This is a genomic window from Lactococcus garvieae subsp. garvieae, from assembly GCF_029024465.1.
GTDB lineage: Bacteria > Bacillota > Bacilli > Lactobacillales > Streptococcaceae > Lactococcus > Lactococcus garvieae.
In genome coordinates this window covers 1,604,900-1,624,579 of record NZ_CP118950.1, presented here as the reverse complement: position 1 = coordinate 1,624,579, position 19,680 = coordinate 1,604,900, and the positions used below count along the sequence as shown (strand labels likewise).

At 39.0% G+C, this 19,680-nt stretch carries 20 protein-coding genes; 17 read left to right on the top strand and 3 right to left on the bottom strand.

The window, feature by feature from the left end:
* The first annotated feature begins 16 nt into the window (after positions 1 to 16).
* Positions 17 to 790 carry a Stp1/IreP family PP2C-type Ser/Thr phosphatase gene (locus tag PYW30_RS08140; protein ID WP_023889765.1) on the top strand — a complete coding sequence of 258 codons (774 nt, stop codon included), beginning with the start codon at positions 17 to 19 and terminating at the stop codon, positions 788 to 790.
* Positions 790 to 2,748, top strand: a complete 1,959-nt coding sequence (pknB, locus tag PYW30_RS08135; RefSeq protein ID WP_023889766.1) for a Stk1 family PASTA domain-containing Ser/Thr kinase — start codon at positions 790 to 792, stop codon at positions 2,746 to 2,748. The genes PYW30_RS08140 and pknB overlap by 1 nt, the downstream gene beginning before the upstream one ends.
* 82 nt (positions 2,749 to 2,830) lie before the next feature.
* Here pknB and rpsO read toward each other — a convergent pair whose 3' ends face one another.
* Positions 2,831 to 3,100, bottom strand: coding sequence for a 30S ribosomal protein S15 (gene rpsO, locus PYW30_RS08130; protein WP_003133448.1), 270 nt, complete (start codon positions 3,098 to 3,100; stop codon positions 2,831 to 2,833).
* A 143-nt stretch (positions 3,101 to 3,243) separates the two neighbouring features.
* Positions 3,244 to 4,035: a pyrroline-5-carboxylate reductase gene (proC, locus tag PYW30_RS08125; protein ID WP_003133449.1), complete on the bottom strand. Its 792-nt coding sequence runs from the start codon at positions 4,033 to 4,035 to the stop codon at positions 3,244 to 3,246.
* A gap of 157 nt (positions 4,036 to 4,192) precedes the next feature.
* On the opposite strand from proC, the gene glmU reads away from it, so the two are divergent.
* The 15 genes from glmU (at position 4,193) to ileS (ending at position 19,489) form a co-directional block, all read left to right on the top strand.
* A complete protein-coding gene (glmU, locus tag PYW30_RS08120) occupies positions 4,193 to 5,569 on the top strand; it encodes a bifunctional UDP-N-acetylglucosamine diphosphorylase/glucosamine-1-phosphate N-acetyltransferase GlmU (protein WP_042219070.1) in 1,377 nt (458 codons plus the stop codon).
* Positions 5,570 to 5,601: 32 nt separating this feature from the next.
* Complete coding sequence (locus PYW30_RS08115) at positions 5,602 to 6,186, top strand: NUDIX hydrolase (protein ID WP_042219068.1); 585 nt, start codon at positions 5,602 to 5,604, stop codon at positions 6,184 to 6,186.
* Complete coding sequence (gene macP / locus PYW30_RS08110; protein WP_003133453.1) at positions 6,179 to 6,457, top strand: cell wall synthase accessory phosphoprotein MacP; 279 nt, start codon at positions 6,179 to 6,181, stop codon at positions 6,455 to 6,457. Before PYW30_RS08115 ends, macP begins: the two co-directional genes overlap by 8 nt.
* Positions 6,458 to 6,553: 96 nt before the next feature.
* Positions 6,554 to 7,234, top strand: coding sequence for a 5'-methylthioadenosine/adenosylhomocysteine nucleosidase (locus tag PYW30_RS08105; RefSeq protein ID WP_003133455.1), 681 nt, complete (start codon positions 6,554 to 6,556; stop codon positions 7,232 to 7,234).
* Positions 7,235 to 7,309: 75 nt separating this feature from the next.
* Positions 7,310 to 8,620: an aminopeptidase C gene (gene pepC, locus PYW30_RS08100; RefSeq protein ID WP_042219066.1), complete on the top strand. Its 1,311-nt coding sequence runs from the start codon at positions 7,310 to 7,312 to the stop codon at positions 8,618 to 8,620.
* A 49-nt stretch (positions 8,621 to 8,669) separates the two neighbouring features.
* Complete coding sequence (gene rlmB / locus PYW30_RS08095; protein ID WP_003133457.1) at positions 8,670 to 9,398, top strand: 23S rRNA (guanosine(2251)-2'-O)-methyltransferase RlmB; 729 nt, start codon at positions 8,670 to 8,672, stop codon at positions 9,396 to 9,398.
* 10 nt (positions 9,399 to 9,408) lie between these two features.
* Positions 9,409 to 10,281, top strand: coding sequence for a DegV family protein (locus tag PYW30_RS08090; protein ID WP_042219064.1), 873 nt, complete (start codon positions 9,409 to 9,411; stop codon positions 10,279 to 10,281).
* A gap of 119 nt (positions 10,282 to 10,400) precedes the next feature.
* Positions 10,401 to 11,762 (top strand): cell division protein FtsA, encoded by a 1,362-nt coding sequence (gene ftsA / locus PYW30_RS08085; protein WP_023889782.1) that lies wholly within the window; start codon positions 10,401 to 10,403, stop codon positions 11,760 to 11,762.
* A 28-nt stretch (positions 11,763 to 11,790) separates the two neighbouring features.
* Positions 11,791 to 13,065, top strand: coding sequence for a cell division protein FtsZ (ftsZ, locus tag PYW30_RS08080; RefSeq protein WP_014025324.1), 1,275 nt, complete (start codon positions 11,791 to 11,793; stop codon positions 13,063 to 13,065).
* Positions 13,065 to 13,736 carry a YggS family pyridoxal phosphate-dependent enzyme gene (locus PYW30_RS08075; protein WP_042219062.1) on the top strand — a complete coding sequence of 224 codons (672 nt, stop codon included), beginning with the start codon at positions 13,065 to 13,067 and terminating at the stop codon, positions 13,734 to 13,736. The genes ftsZ and PYW30_RS08075 overlap by 1 nt, the downstream gene beginning before the upstream one ends.
* Before the next feature lie 40 nt (positions 13,737 to 13,776).
* Positions 13,777 to 14,355 carry a cell division protein SepF gene (locus PYW30_RS08070; RefSeq protein ID WP_003133466.1) on the top strand — a complete coding sequence of 193 codons (579 nt, stop codon included), beginning with the start codon at positions 13,777 to 13,779 and terminating at the stop codon, positions 14,353 to 14,355.
* A 6-nt stretch (positions 14,356 to 14,361) separates the two neighbouring features.
* The gene (locus PYW30_RS08065) at positions 14,362 to 14,607 is read left to right on the top strand and encodes a YggT family protein (protein ID WP_003133468.1); all 246 of its coding nucleotides are present in this window, start codon (positions 14,362 to 14,364) and stop codon (positions 14,605 to 14,607) included.
* A complete protein-coding gene (locus PYW30_RS08060; protein ID WP_042219060.1) occupies positions 14,604 to 15,401 on the top strand; it encodes a YlmH family RNA-binding protein in 798 nt (265 codons plus the stop codon). The genes PYW30_RS08065 and PYW30_RS08060 overlap by 4 nt, the downstream gene beginning before the upstream one ends.
* 26 nt (positions 15,402 to 15,427) lie before the next feature.
* Complete coding sequence (locus tag PYW30_RS08055; RefSeq protein WP_023889780.1) at positions 15,428 to 16,243, top strand: DivIVA domain-containing protein; 816 nt, start codon at positions 15,428 to 15,430, stop codon at positions 16,241 to 16,243.
* 459 nt (positions 16,244 to 16,702) lie between these two features.
* Complete coding sequence (gene ileS, locus PYW30_RS08050; RefSeq protein ID WP_042219058.1) at positions 16,703 to 19,489, top strand: isoleucine--tRNA ligase; 2,787 nt, start codon at positions 16,703 to 16,705, stop codon at positions 19,487 to 19,489.
* A gap of 28 nt (positions 19,490 to 19,517) precedes the next feature.
* Here ileS and PYW30_RS08045 read toward each other — a convergent pair whose 3' ends face one another.
* Positions 19,518 to 19,667, bottom strand: a complete 150-nt coding sequence (locus PYW30_RS08045) for a DUF4044 domain-containing protein (protein WP_080719680.1) — start codon at positions 19,665 to 19,667, stop codon at positions 19,518 to 19,520.
* Positions 19,668 to 19,680 lie beyond the last annotated feature (13 nt).

Here is a 19,680-nt window from a genome sequence, read left to right as displayed (position 1 = left end):
TTTATAAGGAGCAAAAGTGGAATATAGTATTTTATCAGACATTGGTATGAAACGTACTGCCAACCAAGACTTTGCAGGCACTTATGTTAACCGCGCAGGTTATCGTCTTTTTCTTTTAGCAGATGGTATGGGCGGTCATAAAGCAGGCAATGTCGCGAGTAAATTAACCGTAGAGGATTTGGGAAAATTGTGGTCTGAATCATTTTTTGATGAGGGCACACCTGTTGCGACAATGGAAACATGGCTTCGCAACCAAATCCGTAATGAAAGTGAAAATATTGCAGATTTAGGTAAACTTGATGAATATCAAGGGATGGGAACAACGCTTGAAGCTTTAGTGATGCAAGAAGGACAAGTCATTTCAGCCCACGTTGGGGACAGTCGTACCTATCTCATTCGTGATGGTCAGTTGCAAAAAATTACAACAGACCACTCTTTAGTTCAAGAACTTGTTGATGCAGGTCAAATTACTGAAGAAGAAGCTGAAATACACCCTAACAAAAATATCATCACACGTTCTCTTGGTCAGTCGGCCGAAGTACAAGCTGACTTACAAGCTGTTGACGTTCAGCCAGGGGATTATCTGCTGATGAATTCTGATGGTTTGACCAATATGATTTCTTCTGAGGAAATTTTAGAAGTTGTTTATTCTGATGCTAGTATTGAAGAGAAAACGGAAATACTTGTAGGCCTTGCAAATGAAGCAGGTGGTCATGACAATATCACAGTAATCTTGGTGAAAATTGACGAAGAGTCTGCGGTGGTAAACGAAGATGTGGAGGTTGACTGATGATTCAAATCGGAAAAATCTTTGCAGATCGCTATAAAATCATTAAAGAAGTTGGTCGTGGGGGTATGGCCAATGTTTATCAAGGTGAGGATACTTATCTTGATAATCGTCAAGTCGCTATTAAAGTTTTGCGTTCTAATTTTGAAAATGACAATATTGCCATTGCTCGTTTTCAAAGAGAAGCATTCGCAATGGCAGAACTTTCTCACCCTAATATCGTGAGTATTTCTGATGTAGGAGAGTCTGAAAATCAACAATATATCGTTATGGAATATGTTGATGGCATGACTTTAAAACAATACATCAATGAACACGCCCCTTTGTCAAATGACGAAGCAGTGAACATTACTTCAGAAATACTTTCGGCTATGGAGTGTGCACATAACCACGGCATTATTCACCGGGATTTGAAACCGCAAAACGTGCTACTCTCGCAAAGTGGTAACGTGAAAGTGACGGACTTCGGCATTGCCAAGGCTTTGACAGAAACGAGTTTAACACAAACCAACACGATGTTTGGTAGTGTGCACTACTTATCGCCAGAACAAGCGCGTGGTGCAAATGCAACACTCCAGTCCGATATTTATGCCATTGGTATTATCTTATTTGAGTTGTTGACAGGACAGATCCCGTTTGATGGGGATTCTGCAGTAGCCATTGCCTTGAAACATTTCCAAGAAAATGTTCCAAGCATTATCAACATCAATAAAAATGTCCCTCAAGCATTGGAAAATGTCGTCATCAAAGCAACAGCTAAAGATATCAACAATCGCTATGCAAATGTTGAAGAGATGATGACGGATCTTGCTACAGCTACCAGTTTGGATCGTAAAGGAGAGCCGAAGCTTACCTTTGATAAGGATTTAGATGCTACTAAAGCTTTGCCTAGTAAGTTAATCAATCCTTATGATACAAAACCGCTCATTGATCATTCTCAATCTGAGCAAAAGGATGAAGCGAAAGATAAAGCTACTGAAGATAAGGCACAAGCAGATTCTGAGCAGAAAAAGAAAAAATCACATAAACGCTTGATTGCTTGGATTATTCTTGCTCTTGTGCTTATCGCAGGAGGTGTTACAGCTTGGATGATTACAACGCCTCAAAATGTTTCGGTTCCTGATGTGACAAATATGACACAGGCAGAAGCAGAAAGTAAACTGAAAGAGAAAAATCTTGCTGTAGGAAATATTATTCCCGAATTAAGTACAACAGTTGAAAAAGATAAAGTAACACGTACAAATCCTGAATCTGGTTCAAATGTTCGAAAAAATAGCAAAGTAGATATCTATGTTTCACAAGGTGCAACTGGCTTCAAGATGGACGACTATGTGGGTCAAAAATATGAAGACGTTGTTGACGAGCTTGTTTTGAATAAAAATATCAGTAAGAGCCAAATTAAGGTAAACTACGTGACAAGCTCTGAAGATTCTGGCACTATTGTGAAACAAACGCCAGCTAAAGGAGAGTTTTTCGATCCGACAGGTAACGATCAAATCACATTTGATGTATCTGAAGGGGAGACAGTAATTATGCCTGCACTTGCCCTTACTTCAGGTGGGTTAAGCTCAACATCAGCAATCAGTTACCTCAATCAGCTGGAAAGTCTTGGCGTACCGACATCAAATATAACATTTGTTGATGCCAGCACGGCGAGCAAGGTTTCAAGTTCTAACCTCGATGGTTACTACGTAACGCAAACCAGTCCTGAATCAGGAAAAGAATTTAATCCTTCAAATACAAAAATTACTTTGACAGTGGCTAAAGCTAGCAATGGTAATACCGGTGGCAATCAAACGCCAGAAACAACAACTGAAACCACTCCGGAAACAACACCGGCGACGACTCCAGAAACAACACCAGCGACTTCACCAGAACAAGGTAAGGACTCTTCAAACCAAGAAAAAGATTCTTCTTCCAACAATGGAAATACGAATAGTACAACGGAGCAGTCGTCTTAAGACAAAAAAACTTCCAGATACTCTGGAAGTTTTTTTATAGAGTAAAATAAAAAAACTGTCTACAGACAGTTTTTTCTGAGTCTTAACGACGGAGACCAAGTGAAGCGATAAGTTCACGGTAACGTTGAACATCTTTTTCACGAAGGTAAGCAAGAAGATTACGACGGTGACCGATTTTTTTCATCAATCCACGGTAAGTAGCGTGGTCTTTTTTGTGTGATTTGATGTGATCGTTAAGGTGGTTGATTTCCCAAGTCAAAACAGCGATTTGAACTTCAGGTGAACCAGTATCGCCTTCAGTACGTGCGTATTGTTTGATGAGTTCTTGTTTTTTTTCTTTTGAGATTGCCATGAGTTTTTCTCCTTTTTATTTAGTGCTCATACCGAGTAGAGCGCAGGCAAAGCGCAAAACCAAGAATGAGTTGTAAAAAACTACCTACTTATCTTACACTATTTTTAGACTTTTTACAAGCTTATTGGGTAACAAAAGCGGTTTTAGTTTAATGTGTTTTCTTTTTCGATCGTTGCAGTGATGGCATCGATCACTGTAGCTACAAAATGATTTTGTTCTAAAGAAACAACACCAGCAACAGTGGTCCCACCAGGACTTGAGACTTTATCCACCAAGGTCCAAGGGCCTTCACCTGATTCCAAAATCATTTGAGCAGAGGCCGCAACGGTTTCTGCAACGATTTTTGTCGCTTGATCTTTAGGAATGCCATGAAGAACACCAGCGCGGCTCAAAGCATCAACAAACATATAGATATATGCAGGACTAGAACCAGCAATCGCTGTAAAAGTAGAAAAATCTTTTTCGGCAACTTCATGAACAGTACCGATTGAAGAGAAAATTTCTTGAGTCAACTGGTAGATATCAGAACTTACGTATTCGTTACGTACAATTGCAGAAGTTGATTTTTGAATTTGTGCGTTAATGTTTGGCATTACGCGAATGATAGGGAAGTCATATGTTTTAGACATGTCTGATAAGGCTTCTAAATCGAAACCGGCTGCGATAGAAATAAGGGTTTTATCTTTCGTAAACAGAGGGGAAATCTCTTCCATAATGTCAGGCAAAATTTGAGGTTTAACAGCCATAACGATAAGATCAGACTGTTCAACGAGCTCACCATGTGAGTGACTCGCAAACACGCCTAATTTATCAGCTTGTTCCTGTGTCTTTCTCAAATCACGTCCCGAAATAAGCACGCGGGCTTTCGACTTATCCAATCCAGTAATGATAGCAGATGCCATCTTACCGACACCTATAAAACCAATTGTTTTCATTTTATCTCCATTTTCTTTATAGTAGAACTTCCTTCATTTTAGCATATATTTTAGCATATTTATAGAAACAAAGACAATAATTAGAAATACTCTTAGAATGTGATATAATCGATGTATATTCTATTAGAAATTTAACAAGTTTTGGAGGCCATATAAAATGGAAAAATATGCAATTATACTCGCGGCTGGAAAAGGGACGCGCATGAAATCGTCTTTACCAAAAGTTCTTCACAAGGTGGCGGGCAAAACAATGCTCGGTCACGTTTTACAAAGTGTGAATCAAGTGGATATGGAAAAACGCATCGTGATTGTTGGACATGAAGCAGATAAAGTCATTGAAACTCTTCCTAAAGGAACAAACTTTGTGAAACAAGATGAGCAATTAGGAACCGGTCATGCCGTGCGTATTGCCTCAGATTTGCTTGAAAATGAAGAAGGCGCAACATTGGTTATTGCGGGAGATACCCCTTTAATTACAGGCGAAACTTTAGAACAATTATTTGAGTATCATGTCGCACAAAAAGCGACCGCAACTATTTTAACAGCTCTTGCACCCAATCCCACAGGCTATGGTCGTATCATCCGTGATGCTGAGGACTGTGTGGAAAAAATTGTGGAGCAAAAAGATGCTTCTGCAGAAGAACAAGCGATCCAAGAAATCAATACAGGTACTTATATCTTTGATAACAAGGCCTTGTTCTCAGCACTTGAAAATCTCACAACAGACAACGCACAAGGCGAGTACTACTTAACAGATGTTATCGAAATTTTCAAAAAGCAAGGAAAAACAGTTACCGCTCATATTTTAGAAGATTTCGATGAAAGTCTTGGTGTAAACGATCGCGTGGCGTTAGCACAAGCAGAAAAAATTATGCGCCGTCGCATCAACCATCAACATATGGTCAATGGTGTAACGCTTATTGATCCGGAAACAACTTATATTGATGCAGATATCGAAATCGGTGAAGAAACGATCATTGAACCAAATGTGCAAATTATGGGGAATACCGTTATTGGTAAAAAAACCTTGATTACAAGTGGCAGCCGCATTGAGGATTCAGAAATTCACTCTCATTGTGAAATTCGTTCTTCATGGATTGAAAGCAGTAAAATGAACATCATGAGTAATGTTGGTCCCTATGCTCACTTGCGTCCAGGAACAGTTCTCAGCGAAAAAGTTCATGTGGGTAACTTTGTGGAAATCAAGGGATCAACACTCGGTAAAGGAACAAAAGCCGGACACCTTACTTACATCGGTAACGCAACAGTTGGTGAAAAAGTAAACTTTGGTGCTGGAACAATTACTGTAAATTATGATGGTCAAAACAAATACAATACAGAAATTGATGATTTTGCCTTTATTGGTTCCAATTCAACATTAGTTGCACCCCTTCGTGTGGGTAAAAACGCCTTGACTGCTGCCGGCTCAACCATTACTAAGGATGTGGCACCAGAAAGTATCGCAATTGGACGTTCACGTCAAGTTGAAAAGTCAGGTGCTGCACGCCGCTTGCCACATTTTCGTGGTGAGTAAGACATAAGAAAATAAAGATAACGGAGATAAACATGCGAGAATTTGACGAGAAAAAGTTTGAAGAACCCACTTTGTCTCGTGAGCAAATTTTTCACGGACAAATTTTTCGAGTGGTAAAAGACTTAGTAAGCTTACCGGATGATACAATGGCAACGAGAGAGTTAGTTTTTCATAATGGTGGTGTTGCTGTGGCACCAATAAGTGGAGACAAGCTTGTATTGGTAGGACAATATCGTAAAGCTTTTGAAAAATTTATTTATGAAGTGCCTGCGGGGAAACTTGAAGCTGATGAGTTGGATGATCCTAAAGCTGCTGCTTTACGTGAATTAGAAGAAGAAACGGGCTACACAGCTGAACAACTTGTTGAAATTACGAGCTTTTATGGTACACCGGGTTTTTCTTCTGAAAAAACATATCTTTATTTCCCTATTGGACTCACGAAGGTCGAAAACCCTCGTCCTAAAGACGAAGGAGAATTTCTTGAAATGATTGAAGTGACACTTCCGGAAGCTAAGACAATGATTGAAGAAGGGCAAATTTGTGATGCTAAGACAATCGTGGCTGTTTGGTACTGGGAACTGAAAAATCTGAAAGCACAAGGAGATTTAGATGCCTAAACCACTTTTGACAGATGATATCATTGAGGATGCAGAGCGAAAAAGAAGACGTTTGGAGAGAAGTCTCAAAGAAGAATTAGAGCAAGATCGAGAAATTTCAGAGAAGTACGATAAGCTTGAACGTGATTTATCTAAAAATGCGGTTTATAAAAGTCGTCGCATTGAAAATGCCAAGCAGAAAAAACGAAGCAGTCGTGTCAACAAATGGCTCCTGATTACTTCTCTTGTTGTAATTGGGATAGGAATTTTGTTTTTCTGGTATTACTTCTAAATGATATTTATACCTCACAGAGATGTGGGGTTTTATTTTAATCTTTTATACTATATAATGTACTTACCACAATGAAAGAAAAAGGAGAATAAAAAAATGAAATTAGGAATTATTTGTGCAATGGAAGAAGAACTACGTACTCTTGTAGAAAATCTTGACCATGCAAGTAAGATTACACGCCACGGTTATGTCTTTCATACAGGATCAATAGGCCGTCACGAAGTTGTACTTGTCCAATCAGGAATAGGTAAAGTGATGTCTGCAATGGCAGTTACTTTGTTGGTTGAAGTTTTTTCCGTTGACGGGATTATCAATACCGGTTCAGCTGGTGCGGTCAATCACGAATTAAAAATAGGTGATGTTGTTGTTGCGGACAGATTGGCTTATCATGATGTAGATGTTACAGCCTTTGGCTATGCTTTTGGGCAAATGGCGCAACAACCGCTTTATTTTGAGAGCAGTAAATATTTCGTCTCAGAGCTTAAAAAAGCGATTGAGAACCCTGTAGTTGGTTTGATTACAAGCTCGGACAGTTTTATTTCTAGCGATGGTCGCATTGCTGAAATTAAAAAACACTTTCCAGAGGTTTTGGCCGTTGAAATGGAAGGGGCTTCTATTGCCCAAGCAGCAACAGCCTTGAAAAAACCTTTTGTCATTATTCGTGCGATGTCGGATACAGCAAGCCACGATGCAAATGTGAAATTCGATGAATTTATTATTGAAGCAGGACGCAAATCTGCCCAAACATTAATGAATTTTCTGAACAATATGGAATAAACGATAATTAGCTGACTTTTTCACTAGAAAAAGTTATAATAATAAAATCAATACATGGAAGTGGAGAAGAATGAAATGACTATTACTCAAGATTTCACACAAAAACTTTATGACAACTTTGCGGAAAACCCTAAATTTCGTGCTGTTGAAAACGCAGCGACGAAAAATGGTCTTCTTAATGCCTTGGAAGTACGTAGCTCACATGCCAACAATATTCCAGAGTTTTCAATTGACCTTACCAAGGACAAAGTAACGAATCAAAAGCAATCAGGGCGTTGTTGGATGTTTGCTGCCCTGAATACTTTCCGTCATAAAATGATTGGGCAATTTAAGTTAGAAAACTTTGAACTGTCACAGGCTTACACTTTCTTTTGGGACAAATACGAAAAGTCAAATTGGTTTATGGAACAAATCATTAACCATGTGGACATGGACGATCGTCGCTTGAAATTTTTACTCCAAACTCCACAACAAGATGGTGGACAATGGGATATGGTTGTTGCACTTTTTGAAAAATATGGTGTCGTTCCTAAAGATATTTATCCTGAATCAGCAGCATCTTCTAATTCACGTGAACTCAACCAGTACTTGGATAAATTGTTGCGCCAAGATGCGCAATTATTGAGAGAAGCACTGGCAAAGGGCGAAGATGTACAAGCTCTTAAAGAAAACTTGTTACAAGAAATTTTTAACTTTTTAGCTGCAACTCTTGGACTTCCTCCGCAACATTTTGATTATGCATTCCGTGACAAAGAAAACACATTAGAAAAATTCTCAGGCACAGCTCAAGAATTTTATGCTCAATATGTGGACATCAAACTTGATGACTATGTTTCAGTCATTAATGCACCAACAGAAGATAAACCTTACAACAAATCCTACACGGTTGAATTTCTAGGAAATGTGGTTGGAGCTCGTGATGTTAAACACTTGAACCTTGACATGGATCGTTTCAAAAAACTCGCAATTGCACAAATGCAAGCAGGTGAAACAGTGTGGTTTGGGTGTGATGTTGGGCAAGTCTCAAATCGTAAGGATGGCTTGCTGACTCTTGATGCCTATAATTTTGAGACAGCACTTGATATTCAGTTTACACAGGATAAAGCCTCACGCTTAGATTATGCTGAATCTTTGATGACACATGCTATGGTTTTGACAGGTGTAGATTTGGATGAAAATGGAGCACCTACAAAATGGAAAGTGGAAAATTCTTGGGGGAAAGATGTTGGTAAGGAAGGCTATTTTGTGGCCTCTGATGCTTGGATGGATGAATATACCTACCAAATCGTAGTCCGTAAAGATTTGCTCACTCCAGAAGAGCTTGCGGCCTACAATGCTGAACCTCAGATCCTCTTACCTTGGGATCCCATGGGAGCTTTGGCTTAAAAGAAGAGAAGATGTCCCATATGGGCATCTTTTTTGCTATAATAATATTATGGAAAATACGGATATCATATACGGCTTACATGCTGTAACAGAGTCACTCAATGCAGGGGTAGTCAATAAACTCTATGTCGAGGAAAAATTACGTGGTAAGAACGTTGAGAAAATCAAGGAACTTGCGCGTGAAAAAAAAGTAAACATCTCTTGGACACCAAAAACTGAATTAAATAAAATATCAGAAAACGGAGTACACCAAGGTTTTGTTGCACGTGTTGCAGAATTTGCTTATGCAGAATTGGCAACAATTTTAGCACAAGTTGCGGATAAAGAAACTGCAACAATTTTAATTTTGGATGAGCTGACGGATCCTCACAATTTAGGCTCAATTGCACGAACAGCAGATGCAACAGGAGTAGATGCAATTGTTATTCCGAAACACCGTGCGGTAGGCATCACTCCAACCGCAGTAAAAGCAAGTACAGGTGCTTTGCAACACGTGCCTGTCGTACGTGTCACTAACCTTTCTCAAACGTTAGATAAATTAAAAGAAGCTGGTTTTTGGACTTTTGGAACAGACATGGATGGTACAACTTATTCTAAATGGAATACCTCGGGGAAAGTTGCCTTGGTGATTGGGAATGAAGGAAAAGGTATTGGGCAAAATCTTAAGAAACAAGTGGACGAAATGATCACTATTCCGATGGTTGGTCATGTTCAAAGCTTGAATGCAAGCGTTGCTGCCAGCATTTTGATGTACGAAATTTTTAGAAATAAGATGTAAGGGGAAAAAGATGACTTTTCGCATTGTTACCGATTCAACAGCGGATTTGAGTGAAGATTATTTGCAAAAGCATGATATAACTGTATTAGGAATGACGGTCACTATTGGCGAGCAAACCTATCCAACTATTGGTGAAAATAGCCTGAGCAATGAACACCTTCTCCGAGAAATTAAAGCAGGTAAAACTGTTCAGACCTCACAAATTAACTCGGGGCAGTTTTCCGAGTTATTCAAAAAATTTATAAGCCAAAATCCAGAAGAAGAAATAGTATACTTGGCCTTTTCATCAGGATTATCAGGAACTTATCAATCTGCCCTTATCGCCCGGGAAATGGTCTTAGAAGAATATCCAAAAGCTAAAATTACGGTAGTGGATACGTTGGGTGCAGCTTCGGGAGAAGGTTTCTTGGTCCAAGAAATGGTAAATCTACGAGCATCAGGAAAGAGCTTGACAGAAGCGTTGCCTATTTTTGAAGCTCTTATTTTACGCCTCAAGAGCCTTTTTATGGTTGACGACTTGAATCACCTTGCACGCGGAGGACGTATTCCAAAAGCTGTTGCTATGGTTGGGACGATGGCCAACATTAAACCCCTCCTTACTGTAGATGCAGAAGGCAAGTTGACACAACTGACCAAAGTGCGTGGGAAGAAAAAAGCAATAAAAAGTTTAGTTGACATGACGCTTGAAGAGATGGATCCAGATTATTCACGTGTAATTGTGGCTTATTCAGGGAGTGAAACAGTTGCTCAAGAAGTAAAAGACACCTTCTTGGCACACCATGTTGACACGGTTGACATCCGTCCTCTGAGTCCAACGATTGTCACTCATACAGGTTCTGGAACTTTAGCAATTTTTTCAATTGCTAAAAAAAATAGAAATTAATATAAAAAATCACAGTTGAACTCTTGTTTTACTGTGATTTTGTGTTAAAATATAGAGTGAGTGTAAACTCGATAAATTGAAAATATGAATTGTGATATGTGAGGAAAGGGGTCGCTTTTATGCTAAAAAGTGGACTTTATACGGGCGTTGACATCGGTACAAATACTATTAAAGTGTTGGTTGCGGAGTACGTCTCAGACGAAATGAATATAATTGGCGTTGGAAATGCGAAATCTGACGGTCTAAAAAACGGAATTATTGTAGATATTGAAAAGGTGGCAACAGCTTTACGCAAAGCTGTTAATGCTGCTGAAGAACGTGCGGGGATTACGATTGACAAAATTAATGTCAGCATTCCTGCCAACCAACTCGAAATGGAAAATTGCCAAGGCATGGTTCCAATTATCGGGACTTCAAAAGAAATTACAGAAGATGATGTCATGCAAACTGTACAAAATGCATTGATGCGCGGTGTGGTGCCTGAACGTGAAATTATTTCTGTAGAGACAACTGAGTTTACAGTTGATGATTTCACTGGGATTTCTGACCCACGTGGGATGTTTGGTGTACGTTTAGGTATGCGTGGTATCATTTACACTGGTCCAAAAACATTAGTCCATAACATTCGTAAAGTTGTGGAACGTGCGGGCTTGATTGTGGACAATCTCGTGATTGCTCCGCTGGCCATGAGTCACTATGTTCTTTCAGAAGGAGAACGTGAGTTTGGTACAGTAATGATTGATCTTGGTGCAGGCCAAACAACAGTGTCAGCTGTTCGTGATCAACAATTGAAGTTTGCACATACAAGCCCAGAAGGTGGCGATTATGTGACACGTGACATCTCTACTGTGCTCAATACTTCATTGAGTGAAGCAGAAGATTTGAAACTGAATTATGGTGAAGCAAGTACAGAACGCGCCAGTCAAGAAGAATACTTCCCGGTTGACGTTGTTGGACAAACAGACCCAGAAGAAATCACAGAATATTACCTTTCCCAAATTATTGAAGCACGTTTAACACAAATTTTTAGCCGTGTGAAATCTGATTTGGAAAACACACGTTCATTGGACTACCCTGGTGGTATTGTGGTGCTTGGTGGAGCTGCGGCAATGCCTGGCACAGTGAATCTTGCAACAAAAGTTATTGGCATGAACGCGCGTCTTTTCGTACCAAGCGAAATGGGCTTACGTAATCCAGCCTTCGCTCAAGTAATCAGTGTTGTCAACTACGTTGGTGAGCGCACAGATATTGATCGACTTGTATCACAAGCCATTGCTTCTGATAGCACATATGTTGCCCCTGTTGCACAATATGAAGAACCTGTTCTTCCAGCAACAGATACAATGGATTATGAAGAAAATAACTTCTACCAAACAGAAGCTCCAACTCGTCCAGTTGCTCAACCAGCAGCTGAACCTGAAGAAGAAAAAGAAGGTGTTGTGGATCGTATGCGCAACATGTTCTCAAACCTTTTTGACTAAAACGACTTAATAACGGAGAAATAAAAACATGGAATTTTCATTTGATACAGAAATCGCTCAAGGCGCTGTAATTAAAGTTATCGGTGTTGGTGGCGGCGGTGGTAACGCAGTTAACCGCATGATTGAAGAAGGCGTTTCTGGCGTTGACTTTATCGTAGCTAATACAGATGTACAAGCTTTACGCAGTTCAAAAGCGGATACAGTAATTCAACTTGGCCCTAAATTGACACGTGGACTTGGTGCAGGTGCACAACCTGAGGTTGGTCGCCGTGCAGCAGAAGAATCTGCAGAAACAATTGCCCAATCTTTTGAAGGCGCAGATATGGTCTTCATCACTGCTGGTATGGGTGGTGGAACAGGAACAGGTGCTGCTCCTGTAATCGCTCAAATTGCAAAAGAAATTGGTGCTTTGACAGTTGCAGTTGTAACACGTCCATTTGGTTTTGAAGGTTCAAAACGTAGCTACTTTGCAACAGAAGGTATTGAAGATCTTCGTGCAAACGTAGACACATTACTTATCATCTCAAACAATAACTTGCTTGAAATCGTTGATAAGAAAACACCTTTGACTGAAGCATTGCGTGAAGCGGATAATGTTCTCCGCCAAGGTGTCCAAGGTGTCACTGACTTGATCACAAACCCAGGTATGATTAACCTTGACTTCGCCGATGTGAAAACAGTTATGGCCAACAAAGGAGATGCCCTTATGGGTATCGGTGTTGCCACTGGTGAAGACCGTGTCATTGAAGCAACACGTAAAGCGATTTACTCACCATTGCTTGAAACAACAATTGAAGGTGCTGAAAATGTGCTCCTCAATGTTACTGGTGGTATGGATATGAGTCTTATTGAAGCTCAAGATGCTTCAGAAATCGTTATTCAAGCTGCAGGTAATGATGTAAACATTTTATTGGGAACATCTATTGATGATTCACTTAGTGATGAAATTCGTGTTACTGTTGTAGCAACAGGTGTTTCACAAGATGCCACTGATGAATACTTAGGTGCTTCAACAGCTCCAGTTGTAGAAGAGCCACGTCGTCAACCTAACTTTCAACACACTTCGATGAAACAAGCCTCAGCGCCAACTTCACGTCCAGCACAAGCTAAACAACCTTCACAAACACAACAAGCACCTGCACAAAAATCAGGATCAGCTTTTGGTGATTGGGATCTTCGTCGTGATGCTTCACCGCGTCAAAACGGAAATCAAAACCGTGAAAACTCATCAAATGTTACAAGCTTCTCAGGTGTCCCATCTACAGATGAAGATATCGATACTCCACCATTTTTCCGTAAATAATGAGTATAGCAGAAAATGTTAAAAATATTTTGAACAAGGTAGATGTGGCAAAAGCTACATCTCCTTATTCAAATCAAGACGTTCAGGTGATTGCCGTAACTAAGTATGTCGATACTGCAAAAGCAGCACAAGTAGTTGAAGCAGGTATTCATCATTTAGCAGAAAATCGTACAGATTTATTTCTTGAAAAATATAAGGCTTTTGAAAACAAAGATATTACTTGGCATCTCATCGGAAATTTACAACGCCGTAAAGTAAAAGATGTCATTAATTTAGTAGATTACTTTCATGCTTTAGATTCGGTCAAGCTTGCCAAAGAAATTGAAAAACGTGCGGAACATATGATAAAATGTTTCCTCGAAGTTAATATCTCTGGTGAAGCGACAAAACATGGATTTGCACCAGAAGATATAGATCAAGCTTTAGCAGAAATTTCACAGTTAGAGAATGTGGAAATTGTGGGCTTGATGACGATGGCGCCGATTGATGCTGATAATGAGCAGTTGGATAACATTTTCGCTTCGATGAAGCAATTGCAAATCGAAATCGCGGCTAAAGGAATTGCTAATGTTCCTTGTACTGAATTGAGTATGGGAATGAGCCGTGATTATACAAGAGCAATTCAACAAGGAGCGACCTTTGTTCGAATTGGTACAGCATTTTTTGAATAAAATTTGTATAGAATCTTAAGCATTGAAAACGGAGGGAAGTATGGCCTTAAAAGATCAATTTGATAAATTAAAAAAATTTTTCGAAGAGGACGACGATGAGTATGATGAACCCGTTGTAGCGGCACAAAAGCCACAAGCACAACCGCAAAAGTCTTCAACAGTAAATACAGAAAAGAAATCTACAGGTATGAATCGCCCGGTTCAACCTCAAAGACAAGCGCAAGCAAAATCTGCTGCTAAACGCCCAGCACCCTTTTCTTCAACAACAAATAACACTAAAACAACAGAGAAAAAAGTTCAAAAACCTATGATGAATCAAGCCACAACAAATGCAGGACAAGTTATTGCCATCAAAGAGCCACGTGCCTATTCTGATATTATGGAATCTGCACGTATCGTTAAAAATGGAGAGTCGGTTTTGGTTAACTTCAAGTTTATGCCAGATACTCAAGCCCGACGTTCAATTGACTTTTTGACTGGTGTCGTATTCACACTTGATGGTGACGTTCAAAATGTTGGCGGACAAATTTTCTTACTCACACCGGCGAATATCACAGTTGATGCTTCCCAAGAATTAAGTATCTTGGCAGGACAAAACTTTGAGAACTTCGATATTTAATAAACTATGATTATATATATTTTAATTCGACTGATTGGTCTTTATACTTGGGTTTTGGTAGCCTATGCTTTGATGAGCTGGATACCAAGCCTTTATGATACAGCTGTAGGCCGTTTTATCGTCAAAATTTCAAGACCTTATCTGAGCTTATTTGAAGGTATTCCTTTACGTTTTGCAGGGTTAGATTTTACAATCGTTCTTGGCGTAATTGCTTTACAAGTTATTCAACAACTTCTTTTACGCTTCCTATGAGTCATGAAAATATATATCAACACTTTCATCCTGAAGAAAAGCAATTTATTGATCGCGTTTTAGATTGGATGGATCGTGTGGAAAACAATTATTCTGTAGTTACTACTTATTTTCTAAATCCTAGAGAAGTTGAAATTCTCGAATCTTTAGCAAATAAGCGGGAGCTTCAGATTTTTTCTACTCAGGATATTGCGCAGACCGAACTGACTAAAATCATTATAGCGCCCGAATTTTATCAATTAGATATCCTTGATTTTGACTTAGCGCTGTTAGAAATTTCTTATGCCCGGAAATTTTATCAACTTAAGCATTCCCAAATTTTAGGGAGCTTCTTAGGTCAAACGGGGATTCGGCGTTCAGAGATAGGGGACATTATTTTAAATGAAGGAAGAGTTCAAGTTTTTGTTTCTAAACATCTTCTTGAAATCTTTCAGAATAATATCAGAAAAATTGGCTCTGCCACTGTAAAATTTGTTGAAAAACCATTTGAAGAACGATTAGAAACAGAAACTTCCTCAGTAAGAAAAGTAGTCTTAGTTTCGAGTTTACGTATTGATAAAATTATTGCAAGCACTTTCGAAATTTCTCGCAATCTTGCTGTAAATATGTTACAATTAAGAAAGGTGAAATTAAACTACCTTGAAATTGAAAAGAAAGATTTTCCTGTTGAACCAGGAGATTTAATCAGTGTCCGTGGTCTAGGTCGCATTAAAATTCTAAAGATGTTAGGTGAGACCAAAAAGGGTAAACAGAAAATCGAATGTGAAATTACTAAGAATCATAAGAAAAAATAGAGTCTCTTGGGAGATTGGAGGTACTTATGGCATTAAATAGTTTAGATGTTCAAAATAAAACATTTAATACACAAATGCGTGGTTACAATAAACATGAAATTGAAGAGTTTTTAGATATTGTTGTTCGTGACTATGATGAATTTGCACAAAAAATTAAAGATCAAGACCGTGAGCTTAAGGATTTGCGTGAGCGCGTAAAATACTTTGATGACATGAAAGATTCCTTGAATAAGTCAATTGTAGTGGCGCAAGATGCAGCAGATAATTTACGTGTTCAAGCACAAAGTGAGTCAAACAGTATTATTGCTGAAGCAAGTCAAAAAGGTCAACTCATTATTGAAGCAGCTAAAAAAGAAGCAGGAACAATCCTTAACCAAGCTTCTGATGATGCACGTCGTTTGGTGCGTGATACAGATGATTTGAAACGTAAAATGCGTCTTTATCACCAACGTATGACTTCAATTATTGAGGCTCAGTTGGCAAGTATTCATTCAGAAGATTGGCAAGATACTTTAGAAGCAACATCTTCACATATCACAAACCCTGAGGAAAAGCTTCAAGAAATTGTAGACATGCAATTGAGTGGAACATCTTTGACAGGAAATAAAGGGCGTGGAGGAGCAACGGTTAAAACTGATGAACAAGCAGTTGAAGTTGCAGAAACAGAAGTACCACAAACTGTAAAAGAAGTTTTGGCTCCTGCTCATGAAAAAGAAACTGAAAAAATACCCTCACAAGATGGTGAAACTCCAGAAGCTGAAAAAAATAAAGAAAAAACTTATCCAGTTTTTCCAGAGATGCAAACAGAAGTTCCAGAAGTAGAAACATCTGAACATAAATAATATAATTTTAGGACAAGAAAAGAAAAATATATTTACAGCAAGTGAGCGTTGATGAAAGTCTCATATTCCCTGTTTTTCGGCTTATCACCTAAATTATTCTAAGCCCAACTAAAGTAAGTTTAGACGCTGTACACGTTACGTACGTAAGAGTTTTCACTTTTTGTGAAAAAAATTAAGGTGGTACCACGGTCTTTCGTCCTTTTTCGAAAGACCGTTTTTTATTATCATTCTTACTGCTTTAGCAGTTAGAATGATAATACGCAGGGAGCGAAGCGAGTTGTGAACCAAGAAAAATTCTTACTGCTTTAGCAGTTTAGAATGATAATACGCAAGGAGCGAAGCGAGTTGTGAACCAAGAAAAATTCTTACTGCTTTAGCAGTTAGAATGGCAATACGCAGGAAGCTGAGAATTTAGAGATACTGGTAAATTGATAAACTTTAAAAGGAAGGTTAAAAAATATGAAAATTAAAGATACATTGAATTTAGGGAAAACGGCTTTTCCGATGCGTGCAGGCCTACCAAACAAAGAGTCAGGTTGGCAAAAAGGATGGGAAGAAGCAAAGCTTTATGAAGCACGTCAAGCACTCAACGAAGGTAAACCATCGTTTATGTTGCACGACGGGCCTCCCTATGCGAATGGGAATATCCACGTTGGACATGCCTTAAATAAAATTTCAAAAGATATTATTGTACGTTATAAATCCATGTCTGGTTTCCGTGCACCATACGTTCCAGGCTGGGATACTCACGGTTTACCTATTGAACAACAACTTTCAAAAGCGGGCATGAATCGTAAAGAAATGGACATGTTGGATTATCTTGAAGAGTGTCGTAAATATGCGCTCAAGCAAGTAGATATGCAACGTTCAGATTTTAAGTCTTTAGGTGTTTTAGCAGATTGGGAACGTCCATATATGACACTTCTTCCAGAATATGAAGCGGCGCAAATTCGTGTCTTCGGTAAAATGGCGGAAAAAGGTTATATTTACAAGGGGCAAAAACCAATTTACTGGTCTCCTTCCTCAGAAAGTTCATTGGCTGAAGCGGAAATTGAATACCAAGATGTACGTTCGGCATCAATCTTTGTGGCTTTCAAAGCAAAAGATGTTAAAGGCCTGTTGCCAGAAGATGTAGAATTTGTTATTTGGACAACGACACCTTGGACATTGCCAGCAAATATGGGGATTTTTGTACACCCAGACTACGAATATTCAGTTGTAGAAGTAGGAAATCGTAAATTTGTTATTGCTTCAGAAATGCTCAGCAAGGTAGCAGAAACTCTAGAGTGGGAAAATCCAACGGTACTTCAAACACTTAAGGGTTCTGATATGGATATGATGACGGCTCACCATCCATTTTACGATCGTGAATCATTGATTATGAATGGAGATTATGTCACACTTGATTCTGGTACTGGACTCGTTCATAGTGCACCAGGTCACGGTGAAGATGACTATTTCTTTAGCCGTAAATATAAACTTGAAGTGATGTCACCTGTGGACAATCGTGGTTATTATACGGATGAAGCTCCTGGTTTAGAGGGCATCTTCTATGATGAAGGAAACAAAATTGTAAGTAAATGGTTGGAAGAAAAAGGATCCTTGCTGAAGCTTGACTTCTTTACGCACAGTTATCCACATGATTGGCGTACGAAGAAACCCGTTATTTTCCGTGCAACACCTCAATGGTTTGCATCGATTGATGACTTCCGTGAAAATATCCTAAGTGAAATTGAACAAGTCGATTGGATTATTCCTTGGGGGAAAACACGTCTCTATAATATGGTTCGTGACCGTGGAGATTGGGTTATCTCTCGTCAGCGTGCTTGGGGTGTTCCACTGCCTATCTTCTATGCGGAAAATGGAGAGGCAATCATTACACCAGAAACAACAGAACATGTTGCTCAGCTTTTTGCTGAACACGGTTCAAAAGTTTGGGTTGAACGTGAAGCTAAAGAGTTATTACCTGAAGGCTTTACTCATCCTGGTTCTCCAAATGGTGAGTTCACAAAAGAAAAAGACATCATGGATGTCTGGTTTGATTCGGGTTCATCATGGAATGGTGTTCTAGACGAACGAGATTACCTGTCTTACCCTGCAGATCTTTATCTGGAAGGCTCAGATCAATATCGTGGTTGGTTTAACTCATCAATTACAACATCAGTTGCTGTGAATGGGGTTTCGCCATATAAAGCAGTTCTGTCACAAGGTTTTGTTCTTGATGGAAAAGGACGTAAAATGTCTAAATCTATTGGTAATACAATTTTACCTTCAGATGTGACAGGAAAATTAGGGGCAGATATCCTTCGTCTCTGGGTAGCTTCTGTGGATACGGAAGCCGACGTTCGTGTTTCTATGGAAATCCTTAATCAAGTTTCAGAAGTCTATCGTAAAATCCGTAACACAATGCGCTTCCTAATTGCAAATACTACTGATTTTGATAAAAATACAAATGCCGTTTCATATGAAAACTTACGTAGTGTTGATAAATATATGCTTGCTAAATTCAATACCTTAGTAAAAGCAGTACGTGAAGCTTATGATTCATACAATTTCATGAGTGTTTATAAGCAAGTGATTAACTTCTTGACTAATGATTTGTCTGCTTTCTATCTTGATTTTGCGAAGGATGTTGTATATATCGAGGCAGCCAATGCTGCAGATCGTCGTTCAATGCAAACCGTAATGTATACAATGCTTGCAGATTTGACAAAACTTTTGGTTCCAATTCTGCCACACACAGCCGAAGAAATCTGGTCTTACCTTGAAGCAGAGACGGAAGAGTTTGCTTATCTTGCTGAAATGCCTGAAGTTAAAGACTTCACTGGCTCAGAAGAGTTACTCGGTGAGTGGGAAGCTTTCCTTGATTTCCGAAATAAAGTCCTCAAAGCACTTGAAGAAGCACGCGAAGCAAAATTAATCGGTAAATCACTTGAAGCAAAAGTTACGGTTTATCCTAATGAAGTGGTTTCAAGCCTTCTTGTAAGTCTTGATGAAAATGTTGCCCAACTTCTCATTGTTTCAGAATTCTCTGTATCAAATGAAGAAGCACCAGAAGCAGCGCTTCAATTTGATGATGTAGCTATTCTTGTGGAACAAGCAGCAGGTCAAGTATGTGACCGTTGCCGCCGTACAGATGTTACCGTTGGGACAGATGAAAATGAACATCTGCATGCTCTTTGCTCAAGCTGTGCCACAATTGTAAAAAATGAATTTCCTCAAGTATTAACTGAAGGGTTTGAATAAAATAAAAAAGCTTGGTTACCCAAGCTTTTTATAATATAAAAAACTGCTTGAAGCAGTTTTTTTTAAATGCAGACAGAGCCATAGCTAGAGAGCTAAAGACAATAAGCAGCAGCATCGCAACGACAACAACCATCGTTACTTTTTGAAAAGTAGATTTTTGTTTCTTTTTGTAAGCCATAGTTTCCTCAATA

Bases quoted from the DNA above. Each gene is read 5' to 3' on its own strand.
- pknB (WP_023889766.1), top strand. From the start codon at position 790: ATGATTCAAATCGGAAAAATCTTTGCAGATCGCTATAAAATCATTAAA.
- rpsO (WP_003133448.1), bottom strand. From the start codon at position 3,100: ATGGCAATCTCAAAAGAAAAAAAACAAGAACTCATCAAACAATACGCA.
- proC (WP_003133449.1), bottom strand. From the start codon at position 4,035: ATGAAAACAATTGGTTTTATAGGTGTCGGTAAGATGGCATCTGCTATC.
- glmU (WP_042219070.1), top strand. From the start codon at position 4,193: ATGGAAAAATATGCAATTATACTCGCGGCTGGAAAAGGGACGCGCATG.
- PYW30_RS08115 (WP_042219068.1), top strand. From the start codon at position 5,602: ATGCGAGAATTTGACGAGAAAAAGTTTGAAGAACCCACTTTGTCTCGT.
- macP (WP_003133453.1), top strand. From the start codon at position 6,179: ATGCCTAAACCACTTTTGACAGATGATATCATTGAGGATGCAGAGCGA.
- PYW30_RS08105 (WP_003133455.1), top strand. From the start codon at position 6,554: ATGAAATTAGGAATTATTTGTGCAATGGAAGAAGAACTACGTACTCTT.
- pepC (WP_042219066.1), top strand. From the start codon at position 7,310: ATGACTATTACTCAAGATTTCACACAAAAACTTTATGACAACTTTGCG.
- rlmB (WP_003133457.1), top strand. From the start codon at position 8,670: ATGGAAAATACGGATATCATATACGGCTTACATGCTGTAACAGAGTCA.
- PYW30_RS08090 (WP_042219064.1), top strand. From the start codon at position 9,409: ATGACTTTTCGCATTGTTACCGATTCAACAGCGGATTTGAGTGAAGAT.
- ftsA (WP_023889782.1), top strand. From the start codon at position 10,401: ATGCTAAAAAGTGGACTTTATACGGGCGTTGACATCGGTACAAATACT.
- ftsZ (WP_014025324.1), top strand. From the start codon at position 11,791: ATGGAATTTTCATTTGATACAGAAATCGCTCAAGGCGCTGTAATTAAA.
- PYW30_RS08075 (WP_042219062.1), top strand. From the start codon at position 13,065: ATGAGTATAGCAGAAAATGTTAAAAATATTTTGAACAAGGTAGATGTG.
- PYW30_RS08070 (WP_003133466.1), top strand. From the start codon at position 13,777: ATGGCCTTAAAAGATCAATTTGATAAATTAAAAAAATTTTTCGAAGAG.
- PYW30_RS08065 (WP_003133468.1), top strand. From the start codon at position 14,362: ATGATTATATATATTTTAATTCGACTGATTGGTCTTTATACTTGGGTT.
- PYW30_RS08060 (WP_042219060.1), top strand. From the start codon at position 14,604: ATGAGTCATGAAAATATATATCAACACTTTCATCCTGAAGAAAAGCAA.
- PYW30_RS08055 (WP_023889780.1), top strand. From the start codon at position 15,428: ATGGCATTAAATAGTTTAGATGTTCAAAATAAAACATTTAATACACAA.
- ileS (WP_042219058.1), top strand. From the start codon at position 16,703: ATGAAAATTAAAGATACATTGAATTTAGGGAAAACGGCTTTTCCGATG.
- PYW30_RS08045 (WP_080719680.1), bottom strand. From the start codon at position 19,667: ATGGCTTACAAAAAGAAACAAAAATCTACTTTTCAAAAAGTAACGATG.